We start from the raw sequence: 24316 nt of genomic DNA, 5'->3' as shown, positions 1-24316 counted from the left end.
GGACGGGCTACGCTCCGCGAAGGCATTGCAAGGGAGGACAGCCAAGGCCCTCATGTCACGCAAACAGGAGACACAGATTCCACCTTAAATTTGGCGGTCCGTGGTCTAAGAATGGGGTAAGGCGCACAAGCAAGAAGGTTTCAAAGTGCCTCAAAAACGGCGTAAAAAACGGGCTATAGGCGATTGTTCCCATGCCTGTGACAAGCGTATAGCGCTATTTCGAAATGATGTGTGGACTTGGATTTCATTTACGAGCGCACGATTGATGGTCGGCAACTGAAGTTTCTTGTAATCTTAGATAAATTTACACGGAAAAATTTATGTTTGGAAGTGCGTCGCTCCTTCACAACCGACGCCACTGTTGGTGTGTTATCAGATCTTATGGCTACGCAGGGTGTTCATCACAACGTACACAGATACCAAGCGCAACCGATTGGTTCCCAAATCAAGTGATTTGAAGCACAGCTTTATTGGTACGGGGGCGCAGTGGATTCTCGGATGATGAGTTCCGGTTCGAATGTCAAAACGGGGAATGATTGCGGTTGTTCATGAGTATTTATCATTTTCACAAGCATTTGCATGGTGGATCTTCCCATTTCATGTAGTGGTGTTCTGACTGTCGTGAGTGCGGGAGTCACAAAATTACCAAGCCTGTTATTCGGGTTGGCCACACTGTCAACACAAAGGTCATCAAATCCTGTGACGGACAGACCTTCGGGTATTAGAATTTGACGCTCACTTAAGTATCGCATCCCCCCTATGGCCAACAAATCGTTCATATAGGCGATGGCAGTGATTTTAGGAGATCGTCTCAATAATTGTTCGGTATAGCGATAACCTGCGACGAGACCGACATCCGCGTCTGTGGCACGTACGATGTCCAGAGCACGCATCGGGAGGGTCTTGCAGTTGTATAGGGCGTCTTTCAGACCGCGAATCCGTTCATTGGCTTGGTAATTCTTATTACTTGCAGCAATAACCCCAATCTGGCTATGCCCCAATTCAGCAAGATGTTCTCCTATTTTCATGCCTGCCGCATTGTTGTCGAAATCAACACAAGCACAGGGATCATCCGGTTGATATACACCACCTTTGACATAAGGTACCTCTACAGCGTTAAGCATGGTCAGGATTTCAGGAGAGATAATACTGCCGCCGGTCATGAGAAAAAGTCCTTCTACACGCCAAGCTAACATACGCTGTATACAACGGTTGAGTTCAGATGGTTTGTACGCTATATCGCCGGTGATAAGCTCATACCCGGCTTTACGCACATATTCTTCCGCGCCTTGTAACAATTGGTCATAATAATGACTGTGACGACTCAACATAACGAAACCAATGATTCCGGACCTTGCCTTTTTCAGTGTACGCGCCAGAGGATTCGGCATGTATCCCAAGCGTTTGGCTTCTGCTCGTATACGTCGGATCGTAGCTTCTTTGTAATTCTTCATTCTGGGCATATTGTTCAAAACCGCGCTTACGGTGGACGGAGACACCCCCGCTGCTTTAGCGATGGTAGCCAGCGTTGGCGGCGCTTTTGGGCTTGACTTGGAGGATCTAGTCATGAGAACGCAACTCTCGCAGCCAGTCCGAGCGCCACGTGTCTAAAAAAGACTGCGGAAAATCGATCGCACGCACCTTTACTGCTGGACTACCAAAGGCCACGATGCCGGGTTCGGTCAGATCTTTCACCACGGAACTTTGCATACCCACTGTTATCCACGGGGCAATGCTCAGACTCTGCCTAACAGCGGTACCGAGCCCCAGATGAACACCCTCACCAACGACAGCATGTCCGGCAATGTTACATCCCGAGGTACAGGTAGCATAATCACCAAAAATACAATCATGACCGCAACGGGCACAAAAAAAAGTCACATAGTCGCCAAAGCGCACATTGGTAAACAGGTAGGCTCCCGGATGTACTACACCGCCTCTTCCCAAGGAACAGTCAGGACGGATAAAAGCATTGGGACTAACCAAAGTGGGCGCGGGTTCAAGTCCTGCGGCCAACGCTTTGTGTACTAAAATTCGTTTTACAATGGGATCTCCCATACCGCAGATGAATTTTCGAAATGCGCCCCGGCGATGCTTGCGAAAAGATAAAAAGTCCCAGTCATGTACGACTTCTATCTGTCGATCACCGACGGTAATAAATTTCTTTTCACGCGCTTCAGGGAGGTCATTGACAAACAACGTCTCCATTTCCGGATTCGACTCCCGCAATATCCAATAGGTCTCACGCGCACTTCCGCAGGATCCCAAGATGACCATGGTGTCGCTCATAGTATGCCCTTATTGTTCTTCATTTCGTTTTAACAGAGTCTTGATGATATAAGTGGGCTTTCGGTGGAGCACAATATAATTGCGAATAGTGAATTCACCGACAGCAGCTACAGTTCCCAACACTATAGCAGTGTTCAGCGCGATGAATGCGATCGGTGCCGGCACAAAGTTATTGAACCCGAATTTCCAAATGCCTGCAAGACTAAGCAGAATTCCGCCAATCGAGAGGAGGAATAATAAAACAGCGATCACACCCAAGGCTATAAAAGGACGGTGAGAAAAATCGATCAAGTTATCCACTGCGTAAAGAAACAGTTTGTAATAGGTATATTGGGATTTGCCCACCTTGCGCGGGAAATGAGACACCGGCACCTCTTTAACATGACGGGCACTCGCTACGAGTCCCGCAGGCTGTAACGGGCGAAACGGTCCGTATTCAAAAGCGCGGACTAGACGCGCGTCAATTACTTTGAAAGTACACCCAAAGTCCTTAAACGTGCCTCCCATAGCCCACCGCAACAAAAAATTAGCGATTTTGGAGGTCACAATACGCTGCCAAGGGTCATGCCTCACTTTGCGATAACCGCTGACTAAGACATAGCCTTCATCGAAGGTCTCCAGCAAGAGGGGCAGTTCTTCCGGGGCCAGTTGCAAATCAGAATCCATAATAATAATTTTGTCACCTCGTGCATGTACAAATCCCACGGTGATGGCAGTAGGTTGACCGACATTGAACATCAGATCTGCTGCTACAGAAACACTTTCATCTTCCTTAAAGAGTTTTTGAAGATGATCGTATGTTTTATCATGGCTACCGTCATTCACATAGATAATCTCATGGGAACGGCCTGTTCTGCGAAGTGTTTCGCTTAATCGTTGATGAAATTCGCCGATAGTTTCCTGTTCATTGTAACAGGTAGCGATAACAGTCAATTCAGGAGCGGCTTGCGTCATGGTATTCTTTTCCATATAGTAGCGTGTTGTATAAAGTTCTGGTGATTTAGAGCTATTTTACCCCGCCATAGGTGTATCTGAAAATTTTTAACAGGGTATGATTCAAGGTCGGCATATAGTAATTCAAAAGATAGGAAAGGCGGAACAAATAATTCCAGGCACGGTATCGATCATTGTTGACCATACACGCATTATAAATGTATTCGCTGCAAACTCCCTCCGAATCCGGCAAGGGATTTTCCTCCTCCCACCACCAGTCGGAGCAATACAAGGAACAGGGCGTTGCCTGCCTGACCGTCTCAAAAGCATCTCGGTAGACCTTATTGTTCTTTAACCCTTGCTTTAAATAACATAAGCGAGGTTCGAACCGGCCTGTTGCAGCAACCAGTTTTATGGATTCAATCAGCGAGGGGATATTGACCAGTTTATAGGAGGTCATATGCTGAATATCTAGGCTGAATGCAATGGTACCTGCCCGGAAAGTTTCAACAATTAATTGCAGCATCTCACGCGTAGGCAGTCGGGTAAGTTCATAATATACATCCAGTTTATAGGGTCTGTGTAACACCTTATGTGTATAAGATGCATCCGCCAAAGAGGCAAAATCATGATAGATACTGACAAAATTATACCCCGGATCATTACTGTAGGCTTCCAAGTCGGCGGCAACAAGATCCGCACCGCGAAGGAGGGGGACGCGCCGGAATATGGTCTTGTGGATGTCCGCACCACCGCAACACGTATCACACGGCATGGGGCAACCTCGGTAGGTCGCCAACAAAGGATGTATGGGCAGAATTTTTCCATTGTAACGAGCATGCATCTGTTTGATGCGTTGTTCAAGTGTTGGAAACCAATCTAGAGTTCGGTAATCCCCTGTATCCAGTGTGCTTTGATCAGCGGTCTGCCACGATTTAGAGACAAAATCACGCCCCGCCACATTAGGAATTACAGCAACATCATTTCCTTCCAGTATCGCTTCGACCAGCAGCACCAACGGGATATCTCCGTCGCCGCGAATAATAAAATCAATTTTGGAATCGCGCAGAAGAAAGGGATAGAAGACGCTTGCAGACATACCTCCCGCCACAATAACAATATCCGGATTAATTCGTTTCACCCATGCAGCCACTTCAATGGCTCCTTTGAGATTCACATACCAATGGACACTCAAAATAACCACTTTAGCCTTGTTCAGGATCGCTTTGGAGACTTCTTTCAAAAAATATCCGCGTACAGTAAAACGTCTATGCACCCGGTTGATAATCGAAGGTAACGACATGGGAAAAATTTCCGAGTACATCATCTTCGTATGGTACTGAATAAAAAGAATTTCACTCATGGATATGTAACATTTCTTTTAGAACCTTTTAAATAATTTAGTTTGCTTGGAAATTATAACAGGTTTCGGAAAATAGCGTCGTCCTTTGTATCGCCTTCCAGGCCTCCTAAACGCGCACGGGAAGCAACAATTGCGGGGTGCTCTCCAATGGAAACCCGATCTCTTATTACTTCTCTTTTTCCTTTTAAAAGCCCTCTTTTCTTGTGTTTTTTTCGTTTTAGACGCCAATGGGTGACAAAAAGATTGGTAAAGCGCTTGTCGTTACAAGCTGCTAGATAAATGGTTTCATGAGATACTTGCATTGAGGGGTCGCCTGCATATTCCAGCCGAAGGCGGCCACTCATTTGTTCGGGAGACCAATACTCATAACTTTTGCCCATGACACAGCTCAAATGAGGAGGATGATCAAGTTTCTTCTTACGTTCTATCTCTTGACGCCGATTGATAGCAAGCCAACCCACCGCAGTGGAACAATAGCGACCGCGTACACTATTACGGCGCAATTCACGACCGATATTACTTTTATGAAACTCGAGTATCTGAGCTATTTTCCGGTTGCTCAATCCTTGGCTTTTAAGTGTTTCTAGTTTTATGCGGTCATCTCGTGTAAAATGGTGGTGGGACATTATGGACTCCTTCGGGTGTTTCGATAGAGCTATTGTACCGAAGATCTCTGTGATGTCCTCCTTTTTTGGATCGGTTGCATTTCAACCTTGAATCCGCCTTCTGAATTTAAATACAAAGCATAGTTACTCAATGAAAAACACTATTTTTAACCATCTTCTTTTTAAGCGGCGATTATTAGTACTCGTCTTTATTGTTGCCGTTGCAGTGCGCTTGTTTCATATTTCTCAACAATCAATTTGGTTTGATGAATACCTCACCTACATAGCGCTGCAAAGTGGCTCTCCTTTGACCTGTATGTATAATTTATTTTTTTATGTAGCGGAAATGGCAATTACGCCTATCTATTTTTTAGTAAGTTATTCTATCGCTTTTATTTCGAACAATAATATCGCTGCGTTACGAATTTTTAATATAATAACGGGCTTGCTCTCCTTGACATTGCTGTATTTTTTGGTTGTACGCCTCAGCGGTCATCGTGCGGGGCTAGCCGCTGCCTTGTGCCTCACGTTATCTCCTCAACACATCTGGCACAACCAAGAAATTCGCCCCTACAGTCTTTTATTTCTTTTTTGTCTCGCAGCAACTTGGTCCTTGTTGAAATGGCATGACAAGGATTCGCGTAAATGGTTCTTTGTGAATTGTCTCTTTAATGGGCTGCTTATTTTTACCCATCTTTTCGGTATCTTATTTTTGCTTCCTCAAGGATTGTATTTGTTAGTTAGAAAAGAGTTCAAGACTTTTTTTCGATGGTCAGCAGCTCACATGATTTTTGTTGTCTTATTGCTGTTGGCAGTCGCCGCACAACCTCATCTTTCAGAAGGATATCATCCCAAAGGCGAATTGTCTTTGTCCTTTATTTTTTTATATTTTCTCCCAAGTTTATATATGCGTAGTTTTTGCGCCGATGCGCTTTGTTGGCATTCCGGTCTTTGGCCATGGTTCGAATCAACGTTGAGTACAGCCGCCCCCCCATGGCTCTCTGCGTTTTTAAAGGTACGCCCTATTTTTGACCGAACACTGACCTTTCTTATCTTGGTGAGTATTTTTTGGTTTGTTTTATTGGGATGGCGACACAGACCCCAAAATACAATTACAAGTGACACTATATCCAAGTCAAAATGGGATGAATGGATATTGATAGTTTCCATTATCTTTATTCCCTCAACCACGCTCATAATATTGACCTTGATTACATGGACTAACTTTTCTGATTATGGTCATGATATTTATACAATGATCGGGATTTATGCGGTCATAGGTATCTTTCTCGCCAGACTTCCTTTACGGTATTTTCGAGTTGCCATCGTCACATTGACAATCCTGTATGGTTATCAAAGTATTCTTTTTTTTTCAGGAAGCACAAGAACTGACTGGCGTTCTGCGGCAATCTATGTTAAAGAACATGCACAAACAAATGACATTATCCTCGATTTATTTTGGTATGGTCCTGTATCACGTAAAACCCCTTATTTTTTAGATTCATCCTTGGAAATGTGTCGTGTTAACACATTGATTTCAGCATCAGATAAAGCTGCTTCCTTTTTTAATCGCCCTGAGACAGATCCTAAAGGGGCTTCAGCATGGCTTTTAATGGAAACCTACTCTTGGCGCGAATGGTTTCCAAATCTTGATCTTATTCCTCTGTTACGCAAAACCCTTGATTCACGAGGATTGACTTTCGATATCCAGGAGTTTCCGGGAGCATTAAACATGGCTGCTATACGGATTTCTCAGTCTTTATCAGAAGAATATACATTCGACCCGGAACCGTACCCTCAACTTTGGATGACCGATTACAACCAAATACTAAAAACTCTTGGATTAGAGAATGAAACTGCTGATAGAAGACGAGAAATTTTGCGTAATCTTGAAACAAGTATTGGGATCTGGCCCGGAGTCAGCGCATGTGGAAGGGTAAGTTTTCCTCTAGATTTAATTCAGTTGGGAGACTTCACATTGGCGAAAGCGGTAGCTCAGCAACATATTCTTGATAATCCTTCTTTCGGACTTGGCTACCTCGCTCTGGCTTTGGGATGGGTCGCTGAAGGAGAGAAGCAGCGTGGGTGGGCCGCTTATCAATCAGCATGCTCCCACCATCTGGGTATACATTATTTTTTTGACGGTTATTTTGATGCCCTTTGTAATGGGAACAATCTTTGTGCTGCTCGGGATGGACTGACAGAAATTTATCGACTTAATGTACCTATATTTTATGAAACGGCAGCCTACGTATTAGAAACCATAGAAAAGCGACAAAGCCAACACGAAAACTATGATGCGTCAGAACCCGTTCAGAGCGATGGGCACAGCGCCACAACAAAGCCTTTAGACGCGACGAACCAATTTGAATCCTATCATTTTGTTGGAGAAAGCCTCCCCCTTCCGGATTTATGGTGCTACGAGGATCCGGGAGAAAAAACAACGCCGTGGATAGATCGCCTATTCGCAGAACAGGAAAGCAGTTCCCGATTTATCCAGTGGTTTCCTTTGCAAAAATACATCCGAATTTTCGGTATAACCTACTATATTCGGGAAAGCAGCAATTTTGAGGCCGCATTGAAACAGTGTAGAAAACTTATCGCGCAATTACCTTTTGAAAAGAAATTGTACGGAGTTTTGGATGAACTCCTCGTCTCCACGAACAATCCGGAACTTTATGTACAAGAATGGCAGCATTGCGCGTCTTTCAATCCGGAAATAGCTTCTTATGCAGCAAGCCGGATTGCTGAAGCGGGAAAGGATTGGTTTAAAGCAGACAGGGCGGGCGCCGCTATACACGCTTATCTTTCAGCTTGTGCCCTCGACGACCAAAACAATACCTATATGCTGCGCTTAGCACAGCTCTACGACCTTTGCAATGCCACGGATGATGCGATTCATTGGTATTGCCGCGTACTAGAAAATAGATCGGACTTAAGTAGTGTTTTAGATCGAGTCCAACTATTAATGGCAAACGGAACACCGGCAAAGAACGTGGCTGTTTTAAAAGAGCTGTATGGAGCCCATCCTGATACCTGGCTATTCGGAATACTCTATGGTCAAACGCTGGAATTAATAGAAGCCTATCAAGATGCAATGGATGTTTATGAGGAAATGGGTCGCTTTTATCCCAATCAACCGCACACCTTGTTGGCCGCTTGCAGATGCCTGCGACTCATTAAAGCATTAGATTCTGCATTGCAGGAATTGGATGAAATTACAAAGAACTTCCCCGAATCCAAAGCTTTAATCGCTTACGAATACATCAATCTTGGGCAAGCCTTCGAAAAGGAAATGGACTTAGCTTCCGCTCACCAATGTTTCAATACAGCCATAGAATTAGGTGAATATAAGGATCTTGCCTTTTATAGTTTAGGAATTTCCTTACTCATCAACAACAATCTCACCGCGGCTAAGGACGCGTTAACGCTTGCTATTGCGTATAATGCCGAAAATCCCGGATACCAATGCGCCTTGGCAGAAACTGAAATCAAGATGGGTAATGAGGAAGCCGCTATTTTGCTTTTGCAAGAAGCACTGCGTCTGTCACCGGAGGACACAGCCATTACAGCGCGTTTGGATCAGGTCTTATCTCAACGTCGTGACAAAAAGGCGCAACTCCTTTTTTGGGAAGACTTGTTCGCAGAATTTCCTGATTCCCAAATTATCAAAAATTTACTGGAAGACGTTAAAAGCAGGTGAAGGCGCAGCATGTCTTGTCATTATCGGCATGTTTTCTAAGAGTCTAACGCCGGCGCGTCCTCTTAGTTCCTCTTTTGCATAGGATCGGCTTCATCATTCTTGACGCCCATCCGCTTTTACAGCATTTACTTATTTTGTTTCTCACCATTATCACGCTGCAGCCATTCACTGACATACGATTCGGGATAGCGAATGACTTCGAAAACCACTGCGATCAGATCTTCGTTATCCTCAGCGCGATGCGTATTAAAATATTCCCACACGATTTCTTTCTTCCGTGTCACCTCAAAAGCACGGCCGCCGCTCGTTTCTGAGATAAGGACATTTCCATTAGGCAGGGAAGCGACGGAACCGCAAAAATAGGAGAGGAATGGATGTTCTCGTGTTCCCGTATAGTCCCAGAGTACATTGCGGGTAAGAGGATCAAATTCGATAACCCGGGACGCCAAACGATTCATATAGTTCCATTGGGGCCCGTGGTTGTCAAAGATCATCATCGTACCGTCTGCGGCAAGAACAGGTTCATGGGGATAAAGCCACATCCCACTCTGTCCCCAAACTACGGATTTGAGTGCGGGATCGATGACGGCAATGAAACTGGGTTGATGCATACAAACCAAGATATTTCCTTTTTTGAAAGCAGGCAGCTGCTCCGCCAAGGTGCCGTCTAAAATCTGGATAGAGTTGGTATGAAGGACGTCATGTTTAAAATTGAGCGAATGTAGAACAGGCGCATAATAAGAATTTTCTAAGGCTTCTATTAAAGATAAACGCCACAATTCCTCGCCGTCCGTATTCAATACCATAATGTAATCTACAAGCGGTTCGTCTCCGAATTCACTTTCCGGATGCACTTTTTTCTCCGCGTACAACGTATAGATATCGCCATTTTCTGCAATGTCTATTTTATGGTGATAGGGACCAGGCTTCACCCAAATAAAATTACCGTCTTTGTCCATTTTTGCCAACACGATATAATCTAGTACGGCTACAACATCGCCATTGGGATAGAGAAGCGCTCTGCGCCAAAAACTAGAGCGCATAAAATCAGCGGGCAATACCTCCTTAGGCCAAAGGGGATGGTCAAAGTTACATTGCCATAGATGGAGCGGGTTTCCTTTCATATCCATCAACAGCAATTCAGGACCATGTCCGCTTACCAAAAAGTTGACCCCCTCCCAAGCTTGTTGTGGATCATAAGACTGAACACCATTGTAAGCATGGGATGCCGTGACAGCGCCGAGATAGCCCATCGACCGTAAAGCTTCAAGATTTTCCAAATCCTCGTTATTTTCTGTTGGCCGCGCGCCGTTGGGAACAGGTGCTAACCAAAAACGTCCATACTCGGAAGCCTTGGGCGGCTGGGTTTCTCTAAGCCAACTGTCTCGGGGAAGATAAAGTTCGATACGGTCGAAGTAAAACTGATTGGCTGGGCCCGGCGGTATATCAAAACCTATGCCGGCAATCCGTAATTGTGCGCGTTCCAGCGCTTCAGGTTCGGCAAAGTGCATCGTAAAGGAACGGTTCCACCCATATTGAAAAAAGAGCGCTCCCATCAAATCTTTTCTGATAGATGCTGTATCAAAACAGACCCACTCTTTTTGAACAGCTATAGGATTTGGAACGCGCAACAGCCATTGAAATGGCTCATCATCCCAAAGGGTTCCGGAGACTTGAACCACAAACTCAAGAGACTGCGGAGATTTTGTCTGTGTCCAGCAGCGAAGTCCCGCCTCTCCGGGCTCAAGAGCCATGAACATTTCCGGCCAACCCAAAACCAACAAATCATCCCGTTTGGATTCAGAAAGACGCAGCGCTAAGGCACCTTTAGACAAAAAACATTGATTTTCGTCAAAATCGGTGATAAGGCTTTCACGGTCTTGCCTATCGGCAAGGGTGAAAATTTCCGAGGACACGGAGAAATCTCTCAACACTACAAAAGGTTCATGATCAGGCCACAGCGTGTTCAATGCCCTTTCCGGCAAGCGTTGCACAAAACTACGGAGATAGGATATGGGTGTACCCGATGCAAGGGCACAGGCTGATAGGAGTCTTTGACAGCGGTCGGTTTCCTTATTGTCAAGTAAGGCACAAATTAACGGAAAACACAATGCATTAATATGTTCACGTTGAAACGATAGAAGCGTTCGGTCCAGTGCGAGCGCACCGAGTAAAAGGTCTGCCGCCTCCGTAAATTGCGAGTCTTTATACAATCGTTTTGCTTCGACAAGCCAAGACAGCGGTTCTGCAATGGGGTCTTTACTCGTGTTAATGTGTTGAAGTAAGCTCTCGGAGGGTTTTGTAAAAGCCTTATTTGTTTCCCATTGCTTGTCGCGCAGCCACGTCATAATTTCATCGCTAAAAGGACTTTGACGATGATCTTCTCCTTCGGAGATACATAGCGATTCAGCCCGAACGGTCTTTGATAAACCAGGAAGCGCTATCGGTATCCCCCCCAAAAGGGTTGATAAGAGTATCATTCCCAAAAATCCATTCACCAAAGTAAGATAATTTCGCATATAATTATTTTCCTAGACAGGATATGCCAATTGCAACAGCATTATTTGAAATAAGGACACAGTGGAATTGTATGCTTTGATTTAATCTGTGTCAAGACACCCGACTTAGATCTAAACGGATCGATAACAACAACGATCGGCGGGCGGTAAAACATTCCAATTGTTTTTTCATGGTTGTCCTTTTGAATCCCGGGAAAGATTAGGTCACACTGGTAATAGAATTATAGCGGTTGATTTATTGACAGATATAACTTTAGGTCGTCTGTGACACATTGGAATTGTCTATGAAAGGCAAAAAGTATCCCCCATTCGAATGGAATTATTTACGGAAACTTTGGCATTTTCTAGGTTCCATTTTGATGGTCGGTATTTTTTATCTCTGGAAAGACTGGTGGGAAGGCTCTATTCTACACCGCATCGCCCTGATTGCTTTTGTTTGGTTTCTCGCGGCACTGCTTCTGGTCATTGATATCATTCGGCTTTACTCCGCCAAAAACAACCAATCCTTTCAAAACTTGCCGATCTACGGGCGGATGATGCGGTCCATTGAGAAGGATCATCTAAACGCAACAACTTACTATGTTCTTGCCTCGGCAATACTCACAACAGCCTATGTAGGCGCTTGGTGCCGCGCATCAACCTTAGTCATGGCACTATTGGTCACCGGCGTCGCAGATCCCATCGCAGCATGGGCGCGCAACCGTATACAACGGTGGCGGCCCGGTCAAGAACAATTCTATGGTGTGTGGGCTTTTGCGACGGCTTCCATTCTCGTAATGGGCGTCATGAACCGGATCCTTCATGCCGGTCTCAGTCTTCTTTGCATCTTTTTGGTTGCTGTAATCGTGGCGCTCGTAGAGGCTTACAGCAGAAATTGGATGCAGCGGCTGCAGCCGCTGACTCGACGGCTCCAACGCTCTTTGACCCATCCCGGCACGCGATGGCTGATCCAAGTATATCCCGATGATAATTTTGTAGTGCCCCTACTCGTTGCTGTCCTCCTTGGTCTCTTACGGAACGTCCTCTAAAGCTTCCGAAACGCAGAGAGATTCCCTTTGGTTTTTTTCTCCCTTAGATAGCCTAATCATGGGCATAACACGGCAAGCCGGTGTGTCTGAATCTGTAATAATATGATACACTTGCTCTAATGTTTTTGGATCAGTTCCTATCCCCCTCATAAAGGACTGAAAATCATGGATTTAGAACGGTTATCCCATTTATTAGAATCAGTTGCCGCCGGGTTGGTGGACACGGAAAGCGCCTTACAGCAGCTCCGTGACCTTCCTTTCGAAGACCTTGAGTTTGCCAAAATTGACTATCATCGAAGCCTGCGCAAGGGATATCCTGAAACGATTTTTTGCGCAGGAAAAACGCCGGAGCAAGTGGCTATAATCGCGGAGCGCATGGTTGCCCATAACAGTCGCGTCTTGGGAACACGCTGTTCTCCGGAAATGTTTAGTGTAGTCAAAGAAGCCGTACCGGAAGCCCTGTATCATGAGGCAGCACGCGCCTTTACCTGTGGCGAAGAGCTAATCCCCGCATCCCAAAATTATGTGGCCGTAATCTGCGCCGGCACCAGCGACATCCCTGTCGCTGAAGAGGCGGTACTCACATGCCAAGTCATGGGTGTAAGGGCAGAACGTATTTATGACGTAGGCGTCGCCGGAATCCATCGGCTCTTCGAACAGCGCACAAAGATTTCTGAAGCGGTCGTCGCCATTGTGTGTGCAGGCATGGAAGGCGCCTTGCCGAGTGTGGTCGCAGGATTGACCCCGACGCTGGTTATCGCTGTTCCCACGAGCGTGGGCTATGGCGCCAGTTTTAACGGTATTGCGGCGCTTCTCGGCATGTTGAATTCTTGCGCAACGGGACTGACCGTCGTGAATATTGATAATGGATTTGGCGCGGCTGTTGCCGCATGCACAATAGTGAAACGAATGGAAACTATGGGAAATAAAGGGACGTCATGAAAAAGGATTTATATCTAGATTGTTTTTGCGGTATCAGCGGCGATATGACCGTTGGCGCGCTCATTGATGCGGGCGCTGATCCCACTTATTTGCTAGATGTTGTCGCATCCATGAATTTAAGCGATGCCTCTTTCGATGTGGATAAAGTCAACAAAAAAGGAATCACGGCAACCCATTTTAAAGTACAGGTGGACCCGAACGCGCCGCAGCCTCATCGCCATCTCTCCCACATTATTAAGATCATTGAAGAGACGAACCTTGATGATCAGGCAAAGGCGAAAGCCATCGCCACCTTTGAACGCATCGGCGCGGCAGAAGCCTCCGTTCACGGGATACCTGTGGAAAAAGTTCATTTTCATGAAGTCGGCGCTATCGATTCCATTATGGATATCGTGCTTGCCAATGCCGCCCTTTCCAATCTGAATGTTGGCCGCGTCATTTGCTCGCCCCTCACCGTCGGCAGCGGCACCGTAAAATGTGACCACGGTATTATGCCTGTTCCTGCCCCTGCCACTGCCTTGCTTCTTTCCGGCATCCCGTGGTCAGCGGGAGATGTTGCCTTTGAGCTCGCCACACCGACAGGCGTCGCGTTGGCAAAGGAATGGTCGGAATCTTTTGGTCCTGCTCCTGAAATGACTACGGATGTGGTGGGTTATGGAGCCGGCACACGGGACCTGTCCGATCGTGCTAATGTTCTGCGTGTTTTTCTCGGAAACTTTAAGCCCGCATTGCCGGCGATGGAGTCCATTACCCTATTAGAGACGAACATTGATGATATGAATCCTGAATTATTGGCGCAGATTCCTGCTTTGCTCTTAGAGGCAAACGCAAAGGATGTATTTATTACACCTGTTCTGGGAAAAAAAGGACGGCTGAGTCATCTCATGACCGTATTGACCGATGAAGCCCATGCGGCTTCTTTAGCGCGCCTTCTCTTCGAAAATACCTCTACTTTGGGCATAAGAACGCGTCAAGAACAACGCTGGGCGTTGACGAGAAAACGCACGCACGTCGTCACCCCTTGGGGCAGTGTTCCCATCAAAATAGGCCAGCTTGACGGCGAAGACACTTCGGTTTCACCTGAGTTCGAGGTGTGCCGCAACCTTGCCCAATCCAATAAAATATCCGTCAAGACCGTCTATGAATCAGCACTGCTGGCAGCATTGAAGAAGGAGTATAGGGATGACTGAAAACCGTGTAGCCCTTTATGCAGGCAGTTTTGATCCGCCCACTTTAGGCCATCTGGATCTGATTCAACGTGCTTCCAATATCTTTGACCGCGTTATTGTTGGGGTCGCCTGTAATGAACAAAAAAATGCGTTATTCACCGTTGAAGAGCGTGTGGACATGTTAAAGCTCATGACTCAGACGATTGTAGGCGTGGAAATCAACACCTTCGAAGGCTTAACCGTAGAATATGCCAAAGAACGGGGCGCCATTGCGCTCATTCGCGGATTACGGGTGGTCTCCGATTTTGAATTTGAATTATCCCTCGCCATCAACAACCAAAAGCTCAACCCGAAGATCGATACGGTCTGCCTGATGCCCAGCGAGCCCTATCTGTTTCTGAGTTCGCGGCAGGTTAAAGAGATTGCTTCCTTCGGCGGTCGTGTCAGCCATTATGTAACCAAAGATGTTGAAAAACGGCTCTACGACAAATTGACTCAAAAAGACAGATGCTAGAAGACCGCGCCCTTTTTAACGCAAAAAATAGATGGATCTGACAACGATCCGCAGGTTATTGAAAGCGATGCGACACCGTGTCAGATCCATTTTCGTTTATCTTATGCCGGGACTATCCCCAACAACAAGGCTATTAGATGACTTGCTGCTGACTCATGGTTTTGATTTCCAGTTCGTCCCAGTCGTCCCAGTCACCAGCGTCTGCCGCGCCGGAAGACTGTACTTCAAATTCTTGTACACCGATGACCAAGGCATCTTTATAGAGAACGCCCTTCACCGAAATATCTTTATCGAGGTTGTCTTCGCCCACAATGAGTTTGGACGCGCCAACAACGGGCAAATAATGCAGTACTTTGCCTGCAAGCCCTTCAACTGCGTTCCCGTCTGCGTCAAGTACTTGGGTCACGACGAGGACATTCATGCTGCCGAGCTTCGCATCCAGTTCCGGATTTTTGTCGCCGCACATCTGTTTAACAAAATTCACGTTTTTTCCGGTTACCTGTACTTGTACCCCTTCTTGAGCCGAAGCGGACAGAGCGCAAAGAAGCGTGAGGAATGCAACAAAGACAAGAGCCATTACCATAGATTTATTCATTGGGTTTTTCCTTTCCAGGGTTTAGCGCCTTTCCGGCACTGTAGATGAAATCACATTCTGTTTAATTTGACGTATTTTTTATGATCTTATTCATTGACCATAAAAAATTGAATCCGGTTTTTACTCGGGCCACAATCCACTATAGACCTCTGTGGCGGGGCCCTCTTGATAAACGTTATTATCCTCTGCCCAGGTTACAGTAAGTGCGCCAAAAGTGAGGTGTACGGCGATACTGCGATCTGTTTGGTCGGTAATCATAGAGGCAAGGGCGGAGCCACAGGAGCCGCTTCCGCTTGCCATGGTAATACCACTCCCCCGCTCCCAAATACGCATGACAATATTTTTTCGGTCTACAATGGAAACAAATTCAACATTGGTGCGTTCGGGAAAGGCGGGATGGTTCTCGATTTTAGGACCCCATTCTGCGAGCGGTATTTTGGTTGCATCTTCAACAAATACAACAGCGTGCGGGTTGCCGATATTCGCGCACGTAACCAAAAATTCCTGACCGTCATCAAGACGTAAACTTTCTTTGAGTACCTTCCCCGGCGCGCCGAGCATGGGTATTTGGTCCCGTTCAAATTTGGGCGTTCCCATATTCGACCGAACGGAAATCACCTTGCCTGCCTCAACCTTCAATTCGACATGATTGGGTCCCGCCAGCGTTTCAATGGTAAAGTTTGTCTCATGAATCATGGCGCGTTCATAGACATACTTTGCGAAGCAACGGATTCCATTGCCGCAGGTTTCTGCCTCGCTTCCATCGGCGTTGAAAATACGCATACGGAAGGGATGGGTCTCGCCGGGCATAACCAATATAATGCCGTCTGCACCGACGCCCAGATGCCTATGGCTCATGGCGCGCGATAAGGCGGCGGGATCTACTATTTCGTGACGGGCAGTATCAATGAACAAATAGTCGTTGCCCAATCCATGTAGCTTTGTAAATGCAATGCTCATTATTTTATCCTGTGCTGCTTGTGAGGCGATGCCGATCCATCGCGTCTTCTGTCAACATACAAACCAGTTCATTATAGGAGATACCCGCCTCGGCAGCCGCCTGCGGGAATAAGGAGGTTTCAGTCAATCCGGGCAGTGTATTCACTTCTAACCAGACCGGTCCCTTTTCTCCAATAATAAAATCGCTGCGACTCCAGCTTTGGCAACCCAAACTGGTATGGGCTGCTACCGCTTGTTCCTGAACTTGTTGAGTCAATGATTCTCCAATTTGTGCGGGCGTAATTTCTCGCGTTGCCCCCGGCGTATATTTGGAGTAGTAGTCAAAGAATGAGGATTCTTTCGGTCGAATTTCCGTCACCGGTAAAGCTTGCGGCGATCCAGCCTGTATTGTATCAAGTACTGAACAGGTTACTTCAAGTCCTGTAATGTACGCCTCTACCATGACGAGCCCTTCCAAGAGCAAAATCTCATTCATGTTCCGTGTAAATTCATCTTCATTTTGAACAATCGCAAGACCGCAACTAGATCCTTGACAAGGCGCTTTCAGCACAACGGGGAATCCCATGAGATCCATCGAACGGTTGATAACCTGTTGCGGGCGCTCTTGCCACTCGCTAAGGGTCACGCAAAACTTAAGGGCTGTTGAAACACCCGAGGCTGCAACGACATCTTTGGACCTGGATTTATCCATGCATAAGGCGCTGGCAGCACAGCCCGATCCTGTATAGGGAAATCCCAGCACGTCCAGCAATCCCTGAATTCGCCCATCCTCCCCGTATGTACCATGGAGGGCTATAAAAACACAGTCCACGTGTTCAGTCTCGAGAAGGCGCAATCCTTTAAATACGGACATGGGCGGCTCAGCCCCCAGTTGCCAGCGACCATCCTTACAAATTGTGATCTTTATCACACGATAGCCCATGGCGAGCAGTGCGGCGGCAACGCCTTCGCCTGATCGCAGCGACACTTCATGCTCCAGACTCAATCCTCCCATCAACACGGCTACAGTTGCTTTATTTCCCATGCTATTTCCTATCTTTCCTGCGGGACGCTTATCACTATACGCACTATATGCTTATTTCGTATATTAACACCTGTGTATAATGTTACTTTCAAATATATAAGCGTGTAACTTGACTTTTCCATGTATTTACGGTACACTATGTATACGCAGTACAAAACAGTTTGGTAGACGCTTTTGTACAGATGAATTCTCCCGAAAGGATCGGTGTGGGGCAATAGTTTCAACTTCTCTTGCCGGGATCCCTACATCATCCCATACGGGAAAACGCATCGTTGCTCAGCTCTATTTTACAGGGAATAGGTCTGTTTTGTGTAATCGTTGTTTTAACGAATTGACGCCGGGGGATCCTGCACCCACTGAAAGCTATTCGATACACTCGTAAACGCACTAGTGGATTGAACTAGTTTTAAATTCTTTATCCCTTACTCTCAGGAATAAAGCAAGGTGGAACGGTGTTTTTCAAGCGTTTTAGATAAAGGAATATACCATGATCAATAATATGGCAACTATAGATAATACAATTCCGGAACGTTTTTTATCCGATAATAACGCGTGGCAGTTGAATGCCAATATTTCCGTTTCATCGGCAACACCGCCCCCACCGTCCACTCAAAATTTCCACTCCATGATGGGGTCGCAGCCGACCGTGTCGCTTCCGCGTCAATATGTGGAAGGCAATAACCTGCCGAATTTTCTTCTGAAGCATTGCAACATTTCCATGGAAACCTTGTCTGCGGCTCTTGAGGAAGAAAAGGAAAGCGGTACGTTCCTTGGCGAGATTTTAGAACAGCAAAAGGAGTTTAACGGTTCCAAGCTGGTTGATTACCTGACCCGTTACGCCCGGCTTCCCTTCCTTAACTTAAATGACTATAAATTAGATCGGAACTTGTTGAAATTATTTCCTTCCGATTTCTATAAAGAACATCTCCTCATCCCCGTAGACAAGCTCGGTCTGAGCGTCACCGTCGCCATGGTGAATCCGCTCAATGAAATGGCGGTACACGAACTTTCTAAGTTGCTGCCGGGCATTCGAGTCAAACGGGTGATCTGTCAATACACCGATTTGTTGAAGTGCATCAACACCTACTTCAGACCCTCCCGTCAGCTCAATCACTACACGAATATGTCGAAGGAACACTAACGCCGGATCGATTACAAAGAACAGGCTTTAAGGGCAGGCATGTCTTTGGGCAGATTACCCTCCTTCACGCGGATGGCGTGCAGAACGGAAACCTCGAGGCGGTGGGCAAGCTTAAGCCCTTGTGCCTATTACTTTAACCCCTGCAACAAGCTGAGCAAAAAGTCGCGATTGTCTGCTGTTATGTAGTGCATCTCTCCGCCCATGCGATTAAAGCTTTTGTTGTATCGCAGATAGTAATCCGGATTATCCATAGGCGGTTCACCCTTCGACCAGTCCCAATGGCTTTCTTGCAGATCCACAATGACCATGAAATGATTATCAATGTGTTTGCCCTGCTGCAGATGCAGATTTTGCGCCATGGACAGGCTTTTCTCAAAGATCATGGGCGACATGACTGCCGATCCGATGCTGATGTAGACGCCGCCGTCCAGGTTCATTACCTGTTGTGCATAGATGAGGAAATCTCGTTGTGCGGCGCGACCGATGGCAGCGCAATAGTTCATGGGATGGGTATAAATAATGTCGTGCCCGATCATGGGATGGCTGGTAAAAGAAACGCCGAGACGATAGGCGGCAGCCTGCAGCCCGTAGCTTTTAAAAGGGTGCGGTACGGACATCCATCCGGCTGCCAGATCAAAGCGTTGAATCCTGTCCAGCAAATCGGCAGCGGCAGCGCCTTGTTCTGGATCGGTATCAAGGGCTCCCCGAATCTCTTCCTTCAGCTGCTCTTGGGAAGGAATGTTAAGTCCCTCCTCTTCGACAAAAGCACCGACAGACTCACCGTAGCCCATACCGCGCCATGCACCCACGGCAATGGCAAGATTCAGATAAAATCCCGTCTCTTCCCAAATGCCAAATTCGCCGCGATCCACATTGGCGCGCACATCTTCGCTGCTATGCCCTTGGTAGGCAAATTCCCAGTCATGAATGATCCCCGCGCCGTTGGTGGCAAGGTGGGTAATCCATCCGTCTTCAATGAGCTTAATAAAAACGGGGGCAAGTCCATTTTTGATCGCATGGGCGCCAAAAGTTAACATGCGCGATTTGCCTGCCGCCTTTGCCTTCGCCAAACGGTCGGTGAGTTTCTCCATCACCGCAAGCCCTGATTCAGTGAGAGGGTGGCTTATGGCGGCTCTGACGGGGACATGATCTTTTTCGATATAGACCTTGTCTTTACGTTCCGATAAGGGCTTAACCAAAAGTTGATATCTATCTAATTGAGGATATGTCATTTCGCTTTGCTTTCATGTTCTCGGTGGAGAAGAGTTGTTCATTTATTACAAAAAGGTTATTGTGTTTTTAAAAGAAGATATTTTAATTTTTAGAGACTGTAAACCGATAGCTTCCTGACACCACGTCGCAGCGGAAGAAACCGTCTTCACAGGAAAGGTTGGTAATGCCCTGTTGTTGTGCGACAGGCTTAGCACTTTCCTCTACGGATGCCATCTGTGCGGCAGGCAAAACAACGGTGGCCGTGCTGTTTGGCGGTACGTCCAAGTTATATTGCAGCCCTTTGGCGTCATGAATCCACGCACTGGAAATTAAGCCGTATTCGCTTTCATGGGTAGCGGACACTTCTCGCAACCCGCTATCAATTCCGGGCGCTGCGATGAAATGTTTAAATCCCGGCTGTGCTTCATCCACTTGGATACCGGCGAGGCCGCGTATGAACCACATACCCAGGGAAATCATGGTGTTGTGGATCTGCGAGTTGTCGCCGTCCCATTCTTCCCAAATCGTTGTTGCGCCATTTTTAATCATGTACCCATAACTGGGATAGGTATCTTTCGTATGAATCATGGTCAACAAGTCATTTCGATGCTCATCGATAAAGAGTCTTGCCATATAGTAATTGCCGTGCATCCCTGTATTCAGATGTCCTTGATGGGTTTCTACAATGTCCTTTTCTAGGGCTTCGAAGACCTTGGCCCGACTGCTTTCCGGGGTAATCTGAAACAAGAGCGGCATAGCGAGATAGCTTTGTTCTCCATTTGCGTAGGTAGCGCCATCGGGGTTAAGGAATTTTTCGTGCAGTCGGGCAGCCAATGTTTCGGCTTGCTCTGCGTAGCGTTCGGAGGCGTCACTTTCACCCAATACAGCGCCTATTTTTGAAGCGAGTTGAAGACAATGCACAAGATAACAGTTGTTAAAGAACAAGGTTGAATAGTCGTCTACGCGGTCTTTGCCTTGTTTGCGCCCCGGCGGCACCCAGTCGCCCAAGAAACTCCAATTCATACTGCTGCAGCCGATACCGGAATAGGGTTGTAAGATGCCGTCCCCCATCTTGGTCTCAATGAAGGCAAGCCATTTTTTCATGACAGGCCAGCCTTTCTCCAATATTTCCTGATCGCCATAGGACAGATAGACCATCCACGGCATCGTGATCACAAAGCCGCACCATACGGGTCCGCCACCGGCTTCTTGGGAGTCCGGCGCAGTATGGGGCAAATCACCATTTTCTGCCTGAGAAAGCCACCAGTCTCCTGCCCACTTTCCATAGAAAGGCGCACTTTTAAAATTCAGCATTGCCGTTTCCATGGAAGTCCCCGAATCGCCGCCATAGCCAAGCCGTTCACGATGGGGGCAATCCACGGTATAGCCGCCCAGGCTCAAACAACGGTGCGTCCAAAGGGTCATATCATAGATTTCGTTGAGGAGCGCATTGTCGGACGTGAATGTGGCCGCTCGTTGATAATCGGTACAAATGAGATTGCCTTTCATTTCATTCAATTTGGGGGCACGGGGCAATCCTTTAATCAACGCAAAGCGAAAGGCGTGGTAATTGAAACGGTTTCGGAAATATTCGCCGCCGCCGCCGCGCGCCACATAGGTATCTCGCTGCCGATAGGTTTGAAAGGTACCGTCGGGAAACTGTTTGTCTGCATAACTAAACTCAATTGTATCCCCCGCTTTAAGTTCTTCGGGCATACGCAGTTCAAACCATCCCGTATAATTGCGGCCCATATCCACTAAGAAACCATCGTCAAAGGGGATGACTGAAATGGGAAAGACTTCATCTTGGAGTCGGTTCGTTTCCATCATTTGCGCTTCAATGAGGGGTGTTGTAATATTTCTGACGGTGGCGGCCGCCCAATCGCTATCGTCAAAATCTGCTTCACTCCATCCCTTTATTTCTTTGGCAGGTTCTATCAATTCACCGCCATAATCACCACTCGTTCCCTTGCCTATGGGCATGATATGACTGGGGTGGATCGTCCAGGAATCGTCTGTAATAATCTGCTGTGCTGAACCGTCCTTGTTAAGGATGTCCAGCTGCGCTTTTACAACGGAACCTTGGGTGGAAACGGGTTCCAAAACACCGGTTGCCCAGCCCCGTCCGAGCCACAAGCCGATACAGTTTTTACCGGACTGGAGCAAGGGCGCAATGTCGTGGCTCAAATAAAGCCCTCGTTTTCCATAATCCGAAACGGCAGGGCTTAACACATCGTCGCCAACCTTGTGCCCATTCACATATAATTCATAATAACCCAAGGCGCACACATGGATAAGCGCCTGAGCAGGCGCTTCGGCTAAGTTCACTGTTTTGCGAAGCAGCGGCAACGCGCCCTGGTTGTTTTCAATCCAATCAGCGCCGATCCACGTTCCTTTCCAATCGTCTAAGGTGATGGGGCCCACTGAAAATTGGGCGGATTCGCTCCAATCCGATACCTTATCCTCATGATCCCAAATGCGCACTTTCCAGCTGCATTGCGTACCACAGGTTAAGGGCTCACCGCCATACCTGACATAGGAGGATTGACCGGAAGCGACCTTATCTGAATCCCATAAAATCGTCTCCGTATCAGCGGTTGCGGAAGCTTCCACTTTAGAAACGATCACCTGATAGGCCGATTGCGCCAATCCACGGGAACCGGGAACCAGCTTCCAAGACAGACGCGGCAGGGGCCGATCAATGCCTTGGGGGTTGATTAAATTTTCACAACGCAATTGGTGAACAGGCCTTTGTGACGCGGCCCCAACGGCGCAGAATATCATGGGAACAACAGCCAACAGCGCAACTTTATGCATGATAGACATACTACTGCCTCCAAGAGATTTATTGAGTTGTAAGAGCGTATACTGAGTACTATTGTATGCTTGTACACATGGATTATCCAAATCTATCCAATTATGGTATCCCGTACGGGAATCATGTAAAGTATGTGGATAATCCCTGTTACGCTTGTCTTGTTTAAGGAGTAAAAAGCCATGCCTAAAATAATGACGCCTCAGCGTATTGCCGCGCTCTTGCCGCCGCGCCCTGAAAAGGGCCATAAAGGCAGCTTCGGTCATGTGGCAGTTGTTGCCGGTTCTGTGGGCTTCACGGGGGCAGTGCGGCTTGCTTGCATGGCGGCCTATCGCAGCGGTGCAGGCTTGGTTACTGCCGCTGTTCCTCATAGGGTGCTCCCTTTTCTGGCCGCTGCCATGGTAGAGCCTATGCTCTTCGGCTTGAAGGATACGAAAGAAGGCAGCCTCAGTTACGCCTGTCGCGGAGAACTGGCAGGTTTTTTGGAAAACAAATCTTCTGTCGTCTTGGGACCGGGCCTCTCAACACACTATGAAACAACACGACTCGTACGGCATGTGTATCACCACTGCGATCTTCCTTTGGTGGTGGATGCAGACGGACTCAATGCCCTTGCAGAATTCCCCGGGCGTTTGGTTCCTACAGAAACAAAGCAACCCTCGTACAATAAGATTTTGACGCCCCACCCGGGAGAAATGAGCCGCCTCAGCGGATTGGATACGGCAGCCATACAAAAAGAACGCCTTCAGACAGCAGCGTACTTCGCCGCCTTATGGCAGGTCGTTCTCGTACTAAAAGGTCATGAAACGGTGGTAGCCGCCCCTGACGGACAGGTGCAGCTTTGTCCTACGGGCAACCAGGGCATGGCGACGGGCGGTTCAGGCGATGTGCTGTCGGGGATTTGCGGCGCGCTGCTAGGACAAGGGCTGTCGGCTTATGATGCCGCTTGTGTGGGGGTCTACGCACACGGGCTGGCGGGAGATCTGGCGGCGCAGGAAAAGAATGCCCGAGCCTTGATCGCAAGCGATATTATTGAGATGCTTCCCCAAGCTTGGACAGCCTTAGAAAGTGTGGAATGATGGGCAGCTTAAACGAACTTGGTGAATTTGGCCTTATCCATTTGCTGACGCAAAATCTCCAGTCCTCGAAAGAATTGGTGCTCGGCGTCGGCGATGACTGCGCTGTCATACACGCATCAAAAGAATACTTCCTCATCTCGTGTGACGCATTCATTGAAGATGTCCATTTTCGGAAATGCTGGGCAAGAGCGGAGGATATCGGTTACAAAGCCGCTGCTGCAGCACTCAGCGACATTGCCGCCATGGGCGGTGTGGCAAAATACATGCTCATCACCCTCGCTTGCCCCGGCAATACGGAGACATACTACTTGGAATGTCTTTACGACGGCATCCGCGAAGTATGCGACCCTGAGGGAATCAGCATCATTGGCGGAGATACGACCTCCTCCCCCCATAGTCTCGTTTTGAATATGGTGGTTATTGGC

19 protein-coding genes are annotated in these 24316 nt (G+C 47.4%); 8 read left to right on the top strand and 11 right to left on the bottom strand.

The window, feature by feature from the left end:
- Window positions 1-467: 467 nt before the first annotated feature.
- The 5 genes from GX117_05555 to GX117_05535 form a co-directional block, all read right to left on the bottom strand.
- Window positions 468-1568: a LacI family transcriptional regulator gene (locus GX117_05555; protein ID NLO32810.1), complete on the bottom strand. Its 1101-nt coding sequence runs from the start codon at window positions 1566-1568 to the stop codon at window positions 468-470.
- Window positions 1561-2289 (bottom strand): hypothetical protein, encoded by a 729-nt coding sequence (locus GX117_05550; GenBank protein NLO32809.1) that lies wholly within the window; start codon window positions 2287-2289, stop codon window positions 1561-1563. The genes GX117_05555 and GX117_05550 overlap by 8 nt, the downstream gene beginning before the upstream one ends.
- 9 nt (window positions 2290-2298) lie before the next feature.
- On the bottom strand, window positions 2299-3243 hold the full coding sequence (locus tag GX117_05545) for a glycosyltransferase (GenBank protein NLO32808.1): 945 nt from the start codon (window positions 3241-3243) through the stop codon (window positions 2299-2301).
- A 52-nt stretch (window positions 3244-3295) separates the two neighbouring features.
- Window positions 3296-4525: a hypothetical protein gene (locus GX117_05540; GenBank protein NLO32807.1), complete on the bottom strand. Its 1230-nt coding sequence runs from the start codon at window positions 4523-4525 to the stop codon at window positions 3296-3298.
- A gap of 113 nt (window positions 4526-4638) precedes the next feature.
- A complete protein-coding gene (locus tag GX117_05535) occupies window positions 4639-5211 on the bottom strand; it encodes an IS30 family transposase (protein NLO32806.1) in 573 nt (190 codons plus the stop codon).
- 130 nt (window positions 5212-5341) lie between these two features.
- Here GX117_05535 and GX117_05530 point away from each other — a divergent pair, with 130 nt between their 5' ends.
- On the top strand, window positions 5342-8893 hold the full coding sequence (locus tag GX117_05530) for a DUF2723 domain-containing protein (GenBank protein NLO32805.1): 3552 nt from the start codon (window positions 5342-5344) through the stop codon (window positions 8891-8893).
- Between the two features lie 125 nt (window positions 8894-9018).
- On the opposite strand, the gene GX117_05525 is transcribed toward GX117_05530, so the two are convergent.
- Window positions 9019-11412 (bottom strand): hypothetical protein, encoded by a 2394-nt coding sequence (locus GX117_05525; GenBank protein NLO32804.1) that lies wholly within the window; start codon window positions 11410-11412, stop codon window positions 9019-9021.
- Between the two features lie 284 nt (window positions 11413-11696).
- Here GX117_05525 and GX117_05520 point away from each other — a divergent pair, with 284 nt between their 5' ends.
- The 4 genes from GX117_05520 to coaD all read left to right on the top strand — a co-directional run bounded on the left by GX117_05520 (window position 11697) and on the right by coaD (window position 15065).
- The gene (locus GX117_05520) at window positions 11697-12440 is read left to right on the top strand and encodes a hypothetical protein (protein NLO32803.1); all 744 of its coding nucleotides are present in this window, start codon (window positions 11697-11699) and stop codon (window positions 12438-12440) included.
- 165 nt (window positions 12441-12605) lie between these two features.
- Window positions 12606-13382: a nickel pincer cofactor biosynthesis protein LarB gene (gene larB, locus GX117_05515; GenBank protein NLO32802.1), complete on the top strand. Its 777-nt coding sequence runs from the start codon at window positions 12606-12608 to the stop codon at window positions 13380-13382.
- The gene (gene larC, locus GX117_05510) at window positions 13379-14572 is read left to right on the top strand and encodes a nickel pincer cofactor biosynthesis protein LarC (protein NLO32801.1); all 1194 of its coding nucleotides are present in this window, start codon (window positions 13379-13381) and stop codon (window positions 14570-14572) included. Before larB ends, larC begins: the two co-directional genes overlap by 4 nt.
- The gene (gene coaD, locus GX117_05505) at window positions 14565-15065 is read left to right on the top strand and encodes a pantetheine-phosphate adenylyltransferase (GenBank protein ID NLO32800.1); all 501 of its coding nucleotides are present in this window, start codon (window positions 14565-14567) and stop codon (window positions 15063-15065) included. The genes larC and coaD overlap by 8 nt, the downstream gene beginning before the upstream one ends.
- 133 nt (window positions 15066-15198) lie before the next feature.
- Here coaD and GX117_05500 read toward each other — a convergent pair whose 3' ends face one another.
- The 3 genes from GX117_05500 to GX117_05490 all read right to left on the bottom strand — a co-directional run bounded on the left by GX117_05500 (window position 15199) and on the right by GX117_05490 (window position 17644).
- Window positions 15199-15660, bottom strand: coding sequence for a hypothetical protein (locus GX117_05500; GenBank protein ID NLO32799.1), 462 nt, complete (start codon window positions 15658-15660; stop codon window positions 15199-15201).
- A 120-nt stretch (window positions 15661-15780) separates the two neighbouring features.
- Window positions 15781-16623 (bottom strand): diaminopimelate epimerase, encoded by an 843-nt coding sequence (locus tag GX117_05495; protein ID NLO32798.1) that lies wholly within the window; start codon window positions 16621-16623, stop codon window positions 15781-15783.
- Window position 16624: 1 nt separating this feature from the next.
- On the bottom strand, window positions 16625-17644 hold the full coding sequence (locus GX117_05490) for a D-alanine--D-alanine ligase (protein ID NLO32797.1): 1020 nt from the start codon (window positions 17642-17644) through the stop codon (window positions 16625-16627).
- A 487-nt stretch (window positions 17645-18131) separates the two neighbouring features.
- On the opposite strand from GX117_05490, the gene GX117_05485 reads away from it, so the two are divergent.
- Window positions 18132-18785 carry a hypothetical protein gene (locus GX117_05485; GenBank protein ID NLO32796.1) on the top strand — a complete coding sequence of 218 codons (654 nt, stop codon included), beginning with the start codon at window positions 18132-18134 and terminating at the stop codon, window positions 18783-18785.
- 128 nt (window positions 18786-18913) lie between these two features.
- Here GX117_05485 and GX117_05480 read toward each other — a convergent pair whose 3' ends face one another.
- Entirely contained in the window at window positions 18914-20017 is a 1104-nt protein-coding gene (locus tag GX117_05480) for a hypothetical protein (protein ID NLO32795.1), read from the bottom strand.
- Between the two features lie 82 nt (window positions 20018-20099).
- Complete coding sequence (locus GX117_05475; protein ID NLO32794.1) at window positions 20100-22823, bottom strand: family 78 glycoside hydrolase catalytic domain; 2724 nt, start codon at window positions 22821-22823, stop codon at window positions 20100-20102.
- 171 nt (window positions 22824-22994) lie between these two features.
- On the opposite strand from GX117_05475, the gene GX117_05470 reads away from it, so the two are divergent.
- Both GX117_05470 and GX117_05465 read left to right on the top strand, forming a co-directional pair.
- Window positions 22995-23891 (top strand): NAD(P)H-hydrate dehydratase, encoded by an 897-nt coding sequence (locus tag GX117_05470; protein ID NLO32793.1) that lies wholly within the window; start codon window positions 22995-22997, stop codon window positions 23889-23891.
- On the top strand, window positions 23888-24316 hold a 429-nt coding region (locus GX117_05465; GenBank protein NLO32792.1), incomplete at its 3' end, for a thiamine-phosphate kinase. The genes GX117_05470 and GX117_05465, both read left to right, overlap by 4 nt.

The organism is Candidatus Hydrogenedentota bacterium (assembly GCA_012523015.1).
Taxonomy (GTDB): Bacteria; Hydrogenedentota; Hydrogenedentia; order Hydrogenedentales; family CAITNO01; genus JAAYBJ01.
Note: the sequence above shows the minus strand (reverse complement) of the source record. Positions and strands in the feature narration are given on the sequence as shown.

Excerpts from the sequence above, each read along its gene's own strand:
- GX117_05475 (NLO32794.1), bottom strand. The coding sequence starts at position 22,823 with ATGTCTATCATGCATAAAGTTGCGCTGTTGGCTGTTGTTCCCATGATA.
- GX117_05470 (NLO32793.1), top strand. The coding sequence starts at position 22,995 with ATGCCTAAAATAATGACGCCTCAGCGTATTGCCGCGCTCTTGCCGCCG.
- larC (NLO32801.1), top strand. The coding sequence starts at position 13,379 with ATGAAAAAGGATTTATATCTAGATTGTTTTTGCGGTATCAGCGGCGAT.
- GX117_05480 (NLO32795.1), bottom strand. The coding sequence starts at position 20,017 with ATGACATATCCTCAATTAGATAGATATCAACTTTTGGTTAAGCCCTTA.
- GX117_05530 (NLO32805.1), top strand. The coding sequence starts at position 5,342 with ATGAAAAACACTATTTTTAACCATCTTCTTTTTAAGCGGCGATTATTA.
- coaD (NLO32800.1), top strand. The coding sequence starts at position 14,565 with ATGACTGAAAACCGTGTAGCCCTTTATGCAGGCAGTTTTGATCCGCCC.
- GX117_05555 (NLO32810.1), bottom strand. The coding sequence starts at position 1,568 with ATGACTAGATCCTCCAAGTCAAGCCCAAAAGCGCCGCCAACGCTGGCT.
- GX117_05535 (NLO32806.1), bottom strand. The coding sequence starts at position 5,211 with ATGTCCCACCACCATTTTACACGAGATGACCGCATAAAACTAGAAACA.
- GX117_05550 (NLO32809.1), bottom strand. The coding sequence starts at position 2,289 with ATGAGCGACACCATGGTCATCTTGGGATCCTGCGGAAGTGCGCGTGAG.
- GX117_05540 (NLO32807.1), bottom strand. The coding sequence starts at position 4,525 with ATGTCGTTACCTTCGATTATCAACCGGGTGCATAGACGTTTTACTGTA.
- GX117_05490 (NLO32797.1), bottom strand. The coding sequence starts at position 17,644 with ATGGGAAATAAAGCAACTGTAGCCGTGTTGATGGGAGGATTGAGTCTG.
- larB (NLO32802.1), top strand. The coding sequence starts at position 12,606 with ATGGATTTAGAACGGTTATCCCATTTATTAGAATCAGTTGCCGCCGGG.
- GX117_05500 (NLO32799.1), bottom strand. The coding sequence starts at position 15,660 with ATGAATAAATCTATGGTAATGGCTCTTGTCTTTGTTGCATTCCTCACG.
- GX117_05525 (NLO32804.1), bottom strand. The coding sequence starts at position 11,412 with ATGCGAAATTATCTTACTTTGGTGAATGGATTTTTGGGAATGATACTC.
- GX117_05485 (NLO32796.1), top strand. The coding sequence starts at position 18,132 with ATGATCAATAATATGGCAACTATAGATAATACAATTCCGGAACGTTTT.
- GX117_05520 (NLO32803.1), top strand. The coding sequence starts at position 11,697 with ATGAAAGGCAAAAAGTATCCCCCATTCGAATGGAATTATTTACGGAAA.
- GX117_05545 (NLO32808.1), bottom strand. The coding sequence starts at position 3,243 with ATGACGCAAGCCGCTCCTGAATTGACTGTTATCGCTACCTGTTACAAT.